Source organism: Bifidobacterium goeldii (assembly GCF_003951095.1).
GTDB classification, from domain to species: Bacteria; Actinomycetota; Actinomycetes; order Actinomycetales; family Bifidobacteriaceae; genus Bifidobacterium; species Bifidobacterium goeldii.
Map to the genome: position 1 here is coordinate 42691 of NZ_QXGL01000008.1, position 13150 is coordinate 55840.

Consider the following 13150-nt stretch of genomic DNA (forward strand, 5'->3'; position numbering starts at 1 on the left):
TTATTCGGGAATGTTCAGTTATAGGTGGATGGTCACCGTCGGGCCGGAGTCTGTGTGGTGTGCGGCCCGGCGGCGATCACAGTGTCATCACTCAGCGTACTTGCCGACCTGGTTGACCCAAGCGTCGGTCTTCTCCTGAGCGTTGTCAGCAGTGACTTCCTTGTTGACGAGGGCCTTGCCGAAGGTCTCGGCCGGGGTCCACCAGTCGTTCATGCCGGACAGGCCAGACTGAACGATGGCGGTGTTGGCCATGGTGGCGGACTGAACCTGGGCAGCGAGGTCGTCGGTGGTCAGGTCAGACAGGGTCTTGTCGGACGGCGGGATCTGACGAAGCTCGTAGTGCAGCTTCTGGGAATCAGAGGAGCCGAGGAAAGCAGCGAACTGAGCAGCAGCCTTCGGGTTGGAAGCGTTCGGGTTGTAAGCAGCAGCCTTGGTTGCAGCGAAGGACTTCATCTGCTTGGTCTCACCGTTGACAGTGAAGGTCGGCAGCTGAGCAGCGCCGTAGTTGCCACCGAGGGCTTTCTTGATGGTGGCAGCATCCCAAGTGCCGGAGAAGTAGGCCTTGACGGTGCCAGCCTGCAGCTCGGAGAGGCCGGAGTTGTCGGCGGAGTCGTGGAAGTTCGGGTTAGCAACGAGGTTGGCCAGGTACTTGGTGACTTCGACCGAATCCTTCGGGAAGACCATGCCAGCGTCAGCGTCGTTACCCTTGTCGCCGAAGAGCTTCAGGCCATCGTAGAAGCCGCCGATGTACCAGGAGTTGGACAGCGGGAAGGCAACAGCAGCCTTGGAGACCATCGTGTCGAGGCTCTTGATGTCCTCATCGGAGAAGGCGGACTTGTCGTAGTACATGAACCAAGTGTTGTCGGTGTAAGGCACGCCGTACAGGTTGCCGTCGGCACCGGTGACGGAGTTGATCTCCGTGTCGTTGTTCTGTTCCTTGACCTGCTTGGCAGCGTCGGTGCCCAGCTGGCCGATAGCGCCGGTGTCGATGAGGGCGCCGAGCTGATCGGAAGCGAACATGTAGACGTCAGCAGCAGAGGACGGATCGGTCTGCACGGTCTTGGAGGCGTCACCTTCAGAGACAACGTCGTTCTTCCAAGTGATCTTGTACTCCGGGTGTGCCTTCTCGAAGTTGGCCTCAACCTGGGACAGCCAGCTGTTGTCGCCGTCCTGATCCTCCTGCGGAGCCCACACCTTCAGGGTGACAGCTTCGGTGCCGGAGGCGGAACCACCCTCGCTAGCGTTGTTCTGCGAACCGCAGGCAGCCAGCGGCAGCAGCATAGCTGCAGCGGCGGTAAGTCCGATGGCCTTCTTCCAATTGATCTTCATTGATCTTCCTTTCCTCAATTTCTTTGGGTCTCATTCTGCTGCACTGCATACGTTTGCTGCATACGTTTTTCACATAAAGCGAAAAACATGTGCGGTCACATCGCCGTGACTATTCTTCTAGTCGCCACTCACGCTGTTTTTCTTTTGTAGTGCGTCAGTGGTTCCCACTATAACAGCTTGTGCAAACGTTGTCAATCCGTGCGGCGATAATGTTGTCATAGCGACCACCGCAAACCCCTATATTCACGAAGGATTATCGAGTCATGGAAGACACGCGACACACCTCCCCCTCATGGTTGAGCACGGGAGTGTTCTATGAGATCTATCCGCAGAGTTTCGCCGATTCTAACGGGGACGGCATCGGCGACATTCCCGGAATTATTGAGCATCTCGACTACATCAAAAACCTCGGCTGCAACGCGCTGTGGATCAATCCTTGCTACGACTCGCCGTTCAAAGATGCTGGCTACGATGTGCGCGACTATCGGCGTGTCGCACCGCGCTACGGCACCAATGATGACCTTATTGCATTGTTCGCCGCCGCACACGAGCGCGACATGCACGTACTGCTTGATCTCGTACCCGGCCACACCAGCGAAGAACACCCTTGGTTCCGCGCCAGCTGCAACGCCAACCCCACCGACCGCACCGTCCCCTCCTCCTCAGTTACTTCCCCTGAGAACGACCACCTATACTCGGCCCCCTCGGCTGAGGGGGCTGTCAGCGCAGCTGACTGGGGGAGCGTCACCACATCAGCCGCAACTACCACCTCCCCTAATGCAGCCCCCGAAAACGTTTCCGAGCGCTACATTTGGACCGACTCCTGGATCGCCGGCGGCGACGGCCTACCGTTTATTGCTGGCGAAGCTGAGCGCGACGGCACCTATATTCTGAACTTCTTTAAATGCCAGCCTGCCTTGAACTACGGGTTCGCACACCCTAAGTACGCGTGGCAAAAGCCCGCGCTCGGCCCCGACGCACTGGCTACCTGCGATGCAATGATCGACATCATCCGCTTCTGGCTGTCCCGCGGCGCAGACGGCTTCCGTGTCGATATGGCCGACAGCCTGGTCAAGCATGACGACGAGGGCAAGCCCGCCACCATCCGCACTTGGCAGTACATCTTCTCGAAAGTCCACCCTGAATTCCCTGAAGCCGCGTTCGTCTCCGAATGGGGCCGCCCATACGAGTCGCTTGAGGCTGGCTTCGATATGGACTTCTACCTTGACTGGCGTTGGGATGGCAATCCGAACGGCTACAACATGCTGCTGCGCAACACTGATACCCCGCTCACGCGCGACGGTGATCTAAGCTATTTCAACGCGGACAGCCCCACTGGCATCAAGGGCTTCCTTGATCAGTATCTGCCGCAACTGCGCGACGCAGAGCGCCTGGGCGGCTATTTCAGCCTCATCACCTGCAATCATGACACCCCCCGCGTCGCACAGCGTCTCACCGAACGCGAGCTCAAACTTGCGTACGCGACACTGTTCACGCTGCCTGGCGTGCCGTTCCTCTATTACGGCGACGAAATCGGCATGCGCTATCGTGCTATCCCCGCCAAGGAAGGCAGCTATGTGCGCACCGGCAGCCGTACGCCAATGCAGTGGGATCACACCGCGAATCTTGGATTCTCGACGGCGAGCGCCGAGAACCTGTATCTGCCAGTTGACCCTGCTGCTGACGCACCGACTGTTGACGATCGCATGAATGACCCTGACTCGCTGTGGCACACGATCCAGTCGCTGCTCGCATTGCGCCATGCTGCTCCGGCGCTGCATGCTGACGCTGGTTTCGAGCCAATTGTTGCTTCGGCGGATACTAAAGCGTTCGTGTACCGCCGCCGCGCGCAAAACGACGCAGCATCTGACGTATCGCACAACAGCGCGTCCGATGTCATCATCGCAGTCAATCCGGCAACAACCGCCGCGCGTATCGATCGAAGCAGCGCGGATAATCTGCCGTCTCTTGCTGGCAAAACCACGTTGTTTGTCATCGGCGATGTCACTATCGACGGCGATGCGCTGGCCCTCGGCCCGCAAAGCTTCGCTATTCTCGGCTGACTCAACTTCTATACGCAGTCAGCCGGCCGCCCCACGGCGGCACTTTCACGGCTGCGGCAGCGTTGCCTCTCCTTTAGCTCGCCGCAGCCACCTACTTTTCCCTTCATGTATACCCACTCACACCCTGAAAGGACCCCTATGACCACCACCCCGCGCGACAATGATGCCGCGGCCACTGCGGCTGCTGCACCCACTGGCGAAAGCCCTGCACGTCTCAAGCGACCGCTGATTCAGCTGGCGAAAGCGTGCGGCGTTGCCACGTCGTATATCGACCAGGTAGGCAACTACGTTGAAATTCGCGACGAAGTGATTATCAGCGTGCTCGGCTCATTGGGCATTGATGCTTCCACGCCAGCCGCAGTATGCCAGTCGCTGCTTGATGTTGAATGCCATGGTCACCAGCAGCTGATCGCGCCTACGATTCTGAAAGTGCAGGGGCGCCCCACGGTTATCACGCTTAACTGCGCGAAGGATGAACTCACGGCTATCACGATTGCGCTCGAAGATGGCACGTCATATCGCGGCGAGCTTGCGATCTGCGAAGTGTGGCAGTCGGGCGCTATCGACGCGCAGTTGGCAGTCACATTGCCGGAAGATCTGCCGATTGGCTATCACACGGTGAGCGTGCAGGCTGGCGGAGTGCGGCGCACATCTACGCTGATCGTTGCCCCGCCGCGTATTGAGCTGCCTGAAGCGATCCAGCACAAGCAGCGTTGGGGTTGGATGACGCAGCTGTATTCGGTTCGTTCTGCACAGTCGTGGGGCGTCGGCGATTATGGCGATCTCAAGCGTTTGCTGCGCGATGCTGGCGAGCGCTCTGGTGCTGATTTCATGCTGATCAATCCGATTCACGCGAGCGCACCGATTCCACCATTGGAGCCGTCCCCGTATTTGCCGGAATCGCGCCGTTTCTTGAATGTCACGTACATTCGCCCGCAGGATATTCCTGAGTATGCGCAGCTGCCTGAGTCTGAGCGCGCGGCCGTGGATGCGCTGCACGAGTCGGTGGCTGCTGCGAATGACAGCGCTGAACCGTTGGACCTCAACGCCTCGTGGAGCGCGAAGCGTCAAGCACTGCGCATTATCTTCAACCAGAAGCGTTCGCATGAGCGTGAGGAAGCGTTCGCTGCGTTTAAGCAGCGTGCTGGCGCTGACTTGGACGCGTTTGTCACCTGGTGTGTCGCGTTTGAGACGTGGGGTGCCCCGTGGGAAGGCCAGTGGTTCACGCACGAGTCGAAGTCGTCGCCGCGCGTAGCCGCACTGGTTCGCGAACATCATGATGATCTTGAGTTTGAGCGCTGGATGCAGTGGATTGCTGACGAGCAAGTGGGTGCCGCGCAGCAGGCTGCGAAGGATGCTGGCATGGCGATCGGCTTGATGCAGGATATGGCGGTGGGCGTGCACGCGCTTGGCGCTGACGTGTGGTGGAATCCGGAGCGTTTCGCGAAGGGTGCGACGGTTGGCGCTCCGCCGGATTCGTACAACCAGCAGGGCCAGGATTGGGGCCAGCCGCCGTTTAGTCCGCGCCACTTGGAGGAAACTGGCTATAAGGTGTACCGCGATCTGGTGCGCACCGCTTTTGCTCACGCGGGTGCTGTGCGTATCGATCACGTGTTGGGTCTGTTCCGTTTGTGGTGGATTCCGCAAGGCCACGGTGCTGCTGACGGCACGTATGTTACTTACGATCATGAGGTGATGCTCTCGATTCTCGCGATTGAGGCAACACGCGCGAATGGCGTGGTGATTGGCGAGGATTTGGGCACGGTACCGAAGTATGTGTCGCGTATTCTTGCCGAACATGGTGTGCTCGGTACGGTAGTGGAGTGGTTTACGCGCGTGGACGATTCACCGAACGCTGGTGACCCGTATGCGATGCCGGCCACGTATCGTAAGGGCGCGCTGGCATCGGTTACCGTGCATGATTTGCCGCCGACTGCCGGCTACTTGGAGGGCGAGCATGTGCGACTGCGCGAACAGTTGGGCGTGCTGACTGAATCGGGCGATGAGGCGGCTGCAGCGTTGAACGCGGAACGCCGTGCGATGCTGGATACGCTGGTTGAAGGCGAATGGTTGGATGCGCACATTGCTGACGACTATGCGAAGGCTGCTGAAGCGAATACTGCTGACAGTCTTGACTATGAGCAGCAGGTTGTCGAAGCAATGCACCGCGCGCTCACCACGGCTCCTTCAGTGCTGCTGCAGGCTGCACTGGTTGATGGCGTTGGCGATCGTCGCATTCAAAACCAGCCAGGCACCAGCTGGCAGTATGCGAACTGGCGTATTCCACTGTGCGATCATGACGGTCAGGTAGTGCACACTGATCACGTGTTTGATCTGCCGCGCGTGCAGTCGTTGTCTGCGATTATGCGCGGAGAGTAGCCGCCCGCAGTCCGCGAGTATTGCCAATATCAACCCAATATCAAGAATGCCGCCGATATCGTGTCTCATATGAGCGTTGATATCGGCGGCATTCTTGATATACAGCGCGCGGTCGGTAATCGCGCGGTGTAATGCTTCCGTCGTTAGCAGTTCCAGCGTTCGATTACGCGATCGCCCTTGTACATTGACAGCACCGAATAGTGCGCCGTATCCAAACGCAGGAGTTTGGCCATATGCGGGTCCACGCCCAGCCAGCGCGTGGTCAGAATGCGCAGCACATGCGCGTGCGCGACAAACAGCACGTTATAACCAGAGCCCAGCAGCAAGCCAACGCGTTCAATCGCTTCTTCTACGCGCTCATACACGTCATCAAGCGTCTCTCCTGGCCCATTGTGCACCATCACATGCTCGCCGGAGGGCAGCACGTCCTCCCAATCGCCTTCCATGCTGGGGTCCAACGCATCCGGGCCATCACGCCATACGTCCCATGCAGCACCGTGCATGTCAGCGATGGTTTGCCGCGTGCGCCCTTCTGCGCGGCCGTAATCCCATTCCGCTAATGCTGGCAGCGTCTGCGGTTCAAATCCAGCCAGCTGGGCGGTCTCGCGCGCTCTGCGTAACGGGCTTGAGAACACGCAGCCATCAGCAAATCCTTGCGGGAATTGTGCGCGTAGCCGCTCCCCGGCCGCTTTCGCTTGGCGTTTGCCTTCTTGTGTGAGCGGAATATCAGTTCGCCCGGTGTGCTGACCCGATTCACTCCACGCTGTTTGACCATGCCTCAGGAGCACAAGGCGCCCCAATGCGGCCACCTTGCCGCTTGTCTGTTCTGTCATGATATACACTCTAGTCGCCTGCGCGGCGTTTGGCGTCGCACCCCTGCCAAATAATGGGGTTATGACGGATTTTCAGTCGAGTTCGACCGCTGACGACATTATCGCCGGTTTGGACAGGATCAACAAGAAAGTGGACGATATGCGCAATGCACGGCTCAATGATCCCGATTCTCTCGGCGATAAGTTAGTGAAGTTTGCTGTGCCGTCAATTGCTGGTTTTGTGGCCGGCAAGGCGTTCCAGCTGCTGTGGAATAAGGGCGTTGCGAAGCGCGTTCCGCATGGTGCTGGCGCTATTGGCGATGGCGTAGTCGATGATCATGAAAGCTGGTTGATGAGCGTCGCGTTTTCTGCAGCGTCCGCCGCGTTTACTGCCGTGGTTTCGCAGCTTTCGAATCGCGGATCGCAGGCGCTGGTTGATCGCCGTCATCATCGCAAGAATAAAGCACAGTAGAGCATCCCAAAGTAACGCACCGAGCGCGCATTAATTCGACGGCCCACACGGATCGCACGCCGCAGTATCGTCGCTAGCGACCGTTTCCAACTTCTCTAGGCCTTCAGTGGTTCATTAATGCGCGCGCAATGCAATCATGTTCTCGCTGTGGGCGCAATGTACTCGTGTCGCGCGATTGTGATTGAGACAATAGCCGCATGAGCACTAACAATGTTGTAGAAGCCCTGCTGAATCGCAGGTCTATTCGTAAGTTCACCGACGAGCCGATTGACGACGAAACCATTAATATTTTGGAGGATGCCGCTCAGCGCGCACCTTCCAGCCAGTTCCTCAACGACCGGTCTGCGATTCGCGTAACCGACCCCGCACTGAAAGCTAAACTTGCCCAATTCGGCCATCAGCCATACATTGCTACAGCACCACTGCTGTACGTGTTCATTCTTGACGAGCACCGCAATATTGCGATTGCTCGAGCCCAGGGTGTTGACCCCGACCACATCACGCTGAAAAACAGCTATCGCTTTGCGCAAGCGCAAAATGATGCCGTTCTCGCATTGCACGCGATGGAAACTGCAGCGAATGCGCTGGGATTGGGCTGCGTAATCCTCGGCAGTATCCTCAACGATATTCCCGGCCTCATCGAACAGCTCAACCTGCCGGAATACACGTATCCGGTACTGGGATTGGCGATCGGCAAGCCCGCACAGGAGCCCGCGCTCAAGCCGCGTATGCCACGCAGTATGCAGTTCTTCGACAACACGTACCCGGCTGACGATGCGGCCATGCTGGAGCCGCTGCCTGAATTTGATGCGCAAGTGCACCAGTATTACGATCTGCGCAATACTGATCGCCCGGTTGATGCATTCAGCGATCAGATCGCTACCGCCGCAGCCGATCAAAGCACCCTCAACAAGCCGCTACTCCCCACCGCCGCCAAGCAAGGCTTCGCACTGGATAAGTAAAAACCAGTTGTGTGCATATCCGGACCATGTAGACACCCCCTTAGGGCTGTACATGGTCCGGATATGCACACAACTCATCATTCTCAGCTTTTCAGCAGGCGAGTGCCGCCACTGGGCGCGGTGTTACCAGCACCTCATCGCCCGCAGTCAAACCAGCAGGCAACTCGCTAGCTGGCAGCTGAACCGTCACCTTCAGCTGTTCGCCATTGTTCCAACGCTGATATTCGCCGGACGTAATCACCGTGTCCACGCGCACCAGAGCACCCAAGAAGTGAATCACTTCAACGCGAGCATGCTCTCCGCCAGTTGAACGAGCGCCAGCACCGGCAGCCGTCAGCGTCAAATTCTCCGGGCGCACCAGCACAGTCACGTCATCACCTTGAGCAGAACCAGGCAGCAACGGCAGTCGCTGGCCAAACACCGTCGCCTCCTTACCGTCGGAGGCTCCAGGCAGACGGTTCGTCAAGCCAATAAACGTAGCCACATACTCAGTGGCCGGGCGCTGGTACAAATCCTGCGGGGCTGCAATCTGCTCAATCTTGCCCTTGTTCATCACACCAATACGGTCAGCGACGGCGAGCGCCTCCTCCTGATCGTGGGTTACGAACACCGTAGTAGTGCCAGTGCTCAGCTGGATGCGGCGAATCTCATCACGCAGCTGCACACGCACCTTGGCGTCCAGTGCGGAAAGCGGCTCATCAAGCAGCAGCACGCGCGGCTTAATAGCCAGTGCACGAGCCAACGCCACACGCTGCTGCTGACCGCCAGACATCTGCTGCGTGTACTTCTTCGCCTGATCAGCCAATCCAACAAGCTCAAGCTGTTCCATCGCGATCTTACGACGTTCCTCACGGCTCACACCACGCACTTCAAGGCCAAAAGCCACGTTTTCAAGCGCAGTCATGTGCGGGAACAGCGAGTACGCCTGGAACACCATGGCCATTTCACGCTTGTTGACCGGCACGCCAGTCACATCCTGACCGCCCACCATAATGCGGCCGCCCTGAATATCCTCGAGGCCAGCAAGCGAGCGCAATGCAGTAGACTTACCGCAACCGGAGCCACCAAGTAGCACCACCATTTCACCGGGCTTAATGTCCAGGTTGAAATCGTCAAGCGCGTGCACCGTGGAACCGGGGTAAATCTTGACCACATCCTGCATTTGGATGGATCCGCCGCCGCGTTCTGCACTGTCACGCAACAGTTGCTTCGCAGCCTTGGTCACATCCTTGCCGCGCACACCCTCAAGCGTGGCAGTCGGGTCGTTTTTAAACGCCTCTTCGTCCCTTCCGGTTGCAGGCGCAACGCCAGCACCCGCGGACAACGGCGACGTTTTCTGTTCAGCAGTCATAGTGGTTTACTTGCCTTCCTTGGATTTGCGCACACGATCGGAGATCAAGTCGAGCGCAACGAGCAGCACCACGCCGAACAGCAAAGCGAGCAGCGACATGGCGGTAGAGATTTGAGAGTTGGATTGGCCGAGCTGGTAGAGCGCGACCTGCAGGTTCATGCGGCCGAGCAGCGAGGCGACAGTGTATTCGCCCAACACCACTGCGATAGAAATAAAGGATGCTGAGAGGATCGACTGCCACAAGTTCGGGATAATGACGCGGAAGAACACTTTCGGCCAGGAAGCGCCTAGCGAACGGGATGCTTCCACCAGCGTTTTGACATCGATAGAGTTCAGTCCGACTGCGATCGCGCGGAATGCGAATGGCATCACGAGGATTACGTAAGCGAAGCACAGCCAGATCGGATTCGTGCTCAGCACATCAGCGCTCAGCCAACGGTAAATCGGCCCCAAACCAACCACAAGCACGATCGCGGGGATGGTCAACGGCAGCGTGGCCACCCATTCGATTGCGCGCTCAAGTACTTTGGAGCGAATGTGCACGATCACCATCGTGGGAACCATCAGCAGCAGCATGATCACCACCGTGACCACGCACAGCGCGAGCGAAGTGCCCAATCCTTGCCACAGCACAGTCAAGTCTGCGCCGAGCGACTCGCCGTTGCCGGTGAAGATCGCGACCCACGGGGCCAGCGACCAACGACCGGACAGCGGGTGGCGCAGCGTGAAGACCAGCATTGAAAACAGCGGGATGAACAGGAACGCCAGCGTCACAAACAGGATCACGAATTTGATGACGCTCTGCTTGCGTACGCGGGCGGCACGCAACTGCGGAGGCTTGGCGGCGCTCGTATCAGCCGCGCCCTTCGCAGATGTCGCCGTTGCCGGCACTTTCACGGTTTGCGAAGTTTCGCTCACTGCCATCGTCCAGCCCTCTTTTCGACAGCGTGGCTCAGCAGCATGACGATAGCCACGACGATAATCATTGCGAACGCCAGCACTTGCGCGAATCCCTGCTGATTCGGGTCCATTTCGTTGCGCATTGCGCCTTGAATCATCAACGGCACAAGAATCGAACGCTGCGAGAACAGCGCGGCCGCCGTAGCGTATGCGGAGAATGCGGAAGCGAACAGCAGCAGGAACGCGGAAATGAAACGCGGTGCCAGAATCGGCAGTGCTACGCGCGTCCAGTACTGGTAGGTGTTGCCACCCAGCGATTCGCAGGCTTCACGCCACTGTGGGCGAATTGAATCGACAGCCGGCAGGAAGATGATAATCATCAGCGGAATCTGGAAGTAGCAGTACACGGTCACCAGGCCCGACAGGGAGCTTAGCCAGTTCGGATTGACGGTCAGGCCGGTCATCTGCTTGATGAGCATCGTGCCGATGCCATTAATGCCGATGGTGGCGATGAACGCGAAGGCGAGCATCACACCGCCGAACTGTGCGAGCACCGACGAGATAGCGGAAACCATGCGGCGCAGCAGTCCATTCGGCTTCGCGCCAATCACCAGCGCATAGGAAGCAAGTCCGCCGACAACAGCGCCGATTACCGAGGATGCAATAGACACCAGAATTGACGTGACGAACGCGGAGACCGTGTTCGGCTCGAAAAGCTTCGAGAAGTTCGCGAGCGTAAACCCGCCGTCACGAGTTTGGAATGCGCCAATCACCACAATAATGGTGGGCGCCAGCAGGAAGCATGCAGTGTACGCGAAGAACGGCAGGGTGACGGCAAACGTGCCGAGTTCCTGGCGGTGTTTCGCTAACACGGAAGAGGATGCGGACGGGCCCGCAAACTTGGTAGCGGGCCCGTTCTGTGCGATTGCAGCAGTCATATGAGTTGACTCACGCTTGAGATCTTGAGATTAATGGGTTGCGATTCGCTGGCGACTTGATCAGTTGCCGATCGTCTTATCCCAGTTGTTCTGCAGCCACTCGGTGATGCGGTTAGCATCATCGTTGCTGTAGCTAATCGGCTTGCCGTCGATGGTGACAGCATCCTTGAGCACATCCTGGTCGACAGTACCGTCCTGCTTCATAGAGTCGAGCAGTACCGGGTTAGCACCGCCCTTGAACCACAGGTTCTGAGCCTCAGCAGAGTACAGGTACTCTTCCCACAGGCGAGCAGCCGCCGGGTGCGGGGCGTCCACGTTGATTGCCTGGTTGTAGTAGCTGACGACCTGAGCCTTCGGGAAGGTCTTGTACTCCCAGTTCACGCCCTTGCTCTTGAGCTCCTTCTTGTAGGAAGCCTGGTTGTAGGTCCAGTCCATGACCACACCAGTCTGGCCGGAGTCGATAGTGCCGTTAGTCACGTCAACAGTGGTCAGGTTGCCGGAATCCTTGAGCTTCTTGAAGAAGTCGAGACCAGGCTGCAGGTTGTCGATGTCGCCGCCAGCCAGCTGGTTGACCATCAAGTAACCGTTGAATGCTGCACCAGCTTCTGCCGGCTTACCGTTCAGTGCCACAGTGCCAGCGAACTTCGGGTCGAGCAGATCTTCGAGCTTGTTGATCTCGCCGTACTTATCCTTGTTCCAGCCGATCGACATAATGCCGGTGTAGTCAGCGTAGTAGGCGCCGTTCGCGTCCTTGTTTTCATCGGGGATCTTGTCCCACGCCTGCACCTTGTATGGTGCGAAAGCGTCGGTGGACGTAGCAGCAATGGACTGGCCGACATCGAACACGTCAGGAGCAGCGTCAGTGCCCTTGTTCGTCTTAGCGGCGTCCAGCTCTTCCTTGGAAGATGCGTTCGGGTTGAGCTCAGTGATCTTGATCTTCGGGTACTTCTTCTGGAAAGTGCTGATGACTTCGCCGTAGTTGGACCAGTCGTGCGGCAGTGCAATGACGTTCAGCGCGCCTTCTTCTTCAGCAGCCTTGACGAGATCATCCATAGTGCCGAAATCGGCGAGGGAGGTGGCCTTAGCGGACTTTTCATTAACCTTCACGGCCTTACCGGAGGAGGTGCTGCCGGCAGCAGAGTCAGAGGAGGAGTTGCCGGAGCCGCAGGCTGCCATGGTCAACGCCAGCACGGCCGCGAGAGAGCCGGCCGCGATCTTACGCAGGTTCTTCATGATGTTCCCTTTTCTTGGAGCGCATCCGGTGCGCGGCTTGTAAGCCGAGCCCGGGGAGTCGGGGTCTATCGCGCGAGTATGTGCGCGGCCCATAATTCCAAGACATGAACGTATGCGACTCATCTTTCCTGCCGCTAGCGCACAGATGAATTCCGTTCGCTATTTGTCATACGTTCGTTGAACAAAGGGAAACCGTAAGTGAATAGGGGTGAGTGCGGAGCAGTATCAATGCTCGCAGTATCGATGCTTGTTAGCGCCGGCGAGGCTTATATCCTTTTTTGCGGGAATGCGGCTTGAGTTCCTGGTTGAGTGGCACATGCCGATAGGACGATTGTGGATCGCGATGAGTGAGATGCCAACTGCCGCAATATTCGCAACGATATACCCACAGCTCTGCACCGCGTTCGATCAAACTTTGGTCGGCGGCACGCTGCGCTTGTGCTTTGTCATGATACATGATCTTATTCGACTCAGTGCAGCGCTTAGGTGTGAAGTAATGCATAATAAGCCGAGTGTAAAGCGTTCCCTTGTCAAACCTACCGGCACACAACTGTGTGGGTTGAGGTTTGTAGGGAGTGAGACGAGGGTTTTGTGGATATAAAAATCGAGGTCTTTCGGGAGCAGAGCTCAACCGAAAGACCTCGTTGATGTTTAAATGCGGCGGTGTGCTACTCTCCCACACTCTATCGGGTGCAGTACCATCGCCGTGCC

At 57.9% G+C, this 13150-nt stretch carries 11 protein-coding genes; 4 read left to right on the plus strand and 7 right to left on the minus strand.

Translation table 11 applies throughout. The features are described 5' to 3' along the window. Positions 1-87: 87 nt before the first annotated feature. Positions 88-1329 carry an extracellular solute-binding protein gene (locus D2E25_RS09505; RefSeq protein ID WP_125982202.1) on the minus strand — a complete coding sequence of 414 codons (1242 nt, stop codon included), beginning with the start codon at positions 1327-1329 and terminating at the stop codon, positions 88-90. 263 nt (positions 1330-1592) lie between these two features. On the opposite strand from D2E25_RS09505, the gene D2E25_RS09510 reads away from it, so the two are divergent. Together D2E25_RS09510 and malQ are read left to right on the plus strand one after the other, a co-directional pair. Next, on the plus strand, positions 1593-3392 hold the full coding sequence (locus D2E25_RS09510; RefSeq protein WP_125982204.1) for an alpha-amylase family glycosyl hydrolase: 1800 nt from the start codon (positions 1593-1595) through the stop codon (positions 3390-3392). A gap of 138 nt (positions 3393-3530) precedes the next feature. Continuing rightward, a complete protein-coding gene (gene malQ, locus D2E25_RS09515) occupies positions 3531-5771 on the plus strand; it encodes a 4-alpha-glucanotransferase (protein WP_125982207.1) in 2241 nt (746 codons plus the stop codon). Positions 5772-5914: 143 nt separating this feature from the next. Here the strand turns inward: malQ and D2E25_RS09520 are convergent, their stop codons facing one another. Further along, complete coding sequence (locus D2E25_RS09520) at positions 5915-6604, minus strand: histidine phosphatase family protein (protein WP_125982209.1); 690 nt, start codon at positions 6602-6604, stop codon at positions 5915-5917. A gap of 61 nt (positions 6605-6665) precedes the next feature. On the opposite strand from D2E25_RS09520, the gene D2E25_RS09525 reads away from it, so the two are divergent. Both D2E25_RS09525 and D2E25_RS09530 read left to right on the plus strand, forming a co-directional pair. Beyond that, positions 6666-7055 carry a DUF4235 domain-containing protein gene (locus tag D2E25_RS09525; RefSeq protein ID WP_125982211.1) on the plus strand — a complete coding sequence of 130 codons (390 nt, stop codon included), beginning with the start codon at positions 6666-6668 and terminating at the stop codon, positions 7053-7055. Between the two features lie 197 nt (positions 7056-7252). Further along, positions 7253-8017, plus strand: coding sequence for a nitroreductase family protein (locus tag D2E25_RS09530; protein ID WP_125982213.1), 765 nt, complete (start codon positions 7253-7255; stop codon positions 8015-8017). A 91-nt stretch (positions 8018-8108) separates the two neighbouring features. On the opposite strand, the gene D2E25_RS09535 is transcribed toward D2E25_RS09530, so the two are convergent. From D2E25_RS09535 to D2E25_RS09555, 5 genes are all read right to left on the minus strand, one after another. After that, positions 8109-9368, minus strand: coding sequence for an ABC transporter ATP-binding protein (locus D2E25_RS09535; RefSeq protein WP_338142121.1), 1260 nt, complete (start codon positions 9366-9368; stop codon positions 8109-8111). 6 nt (positions 9369-9374) lie between these two features. Continuing rightward, positions 9375-10292, minus strand: a complete 918-nt coding sequence (locus D2E25_RS09540) for an ABC transporter permease (protein ID WP_241217147.1) — start codon at positions 10290-10292, stop codon at positions 9375-9377. After that, positions 10283-11206 carry an ABC transporter permease gene (locus tag D2E25_RS09545; RefSeq protein ID WP_125982215.1) on the minus strand — a complete coding sequence of 308 codons (924 nt, stop codon included), beginning with the start codon at positions 11204-11206 and terminating at the stop codon, positions 10283-10285. Before D2E25_RS09545 ends, D2E25_RS09540 begins: the two co-directional genes overlap by 10 nt. 60 nt (positions 11207-11266) lie before the next feature. Further along, positions 11267-12439, minus strand: coding sequence for an ABC transporter substrate-binding protein (locus tag D2E25_RS09550; RefSeq protein WP_125982217.1), 1173 nt, complete (start codon positions 12437-12439; stop codon positions 11267-11269). Between the two features lie 250 nt (positions 12440-12689). Next, entirely contained in the window at positions 12690-12941 is a 252-nt protein-coding gene (locus tag D2E25_RS09555; protein WP_125982233.1) for a hypothetical protein, read from the minus strand. Positions 12942-13150: the final 209 nt, after the last annotated feature.

Coding starts and splice junctions, on each gene's coding strand:
- D2E25_RS09505 (WP_125982202.1), bottom strand. CDS start 1,329: ATGAAGATCAATTGGAAGAAGGCCATCGGACTTACCGCCGCTGCAGCT.
- D2E25_RS09510 (WP_125982204.1), top strand. CDS start 1,593: ATGGAAGACACGCGACACACCTCCCCCTCATGGTTGAGCACGGGAGTG.
- malQ (WP_125982207.1), top strand. CDS start 3,531: ATGACCACCACCCCGCGCGACAATGATGCCGCGGCCACTGCGGCTGCT.
- D2E25_RS09520 (WP_125982209.1), bottom strand. CDS start 6,604: ATGACAGAACAGACAAGCGGCAAGGTGGCCGCATTGGGGCGCCTTGTG.
- D2E25_RS09525 (WP_125982211.1), top strand. CDS start 6,666: ATGACGGATTTTCAGTCGAGTTCGACCGCTGACGACATTATCGCCGGT.
- D2E25_RS09530 (WP_125982213.1), top strand. CDS start 7,253: ATGAGCACTAACAATGTTGTAGAAGCCCTGCTGAATCGCAGGTCTATT.
- D2E25_RS09535 (WP_338142121.1), bottom strand. CDS start 9,368: ATGACTGCTGAACAGAAAACGTCGCCGTTGTCCGCGGGTGCTGGCGTT.
- D2E25_RS09540 (WP_241217147.1), bottom strand. CDS start 10,292: ATGGCAGTGAGCGAAACTTCGCAAACCGTGAAAGTGCCGGCAACGGCG.
- D2E25_RS09545 (WP_125982215.1), bottom strand. CDS start 11,206: ATGACTGCTGCAATCGCACAGAACGGGCCCGCTACCAAGTTTGCGGGC.
- D2E25_RS09550 (WP_125982217.1), bottom strand. CDS start 12,439: ATGAAGAACCTGCGTAAGATCGCGGCCGGCTCTCTCGCGGCCGTGCTG.
- D2E25_RS09555 (WP_125982233.1), bottom strand. CDS start 12,941: ATGCATTACTTCACACCTAAGCGCTGCACTGAGTCGAATAAGATCATG.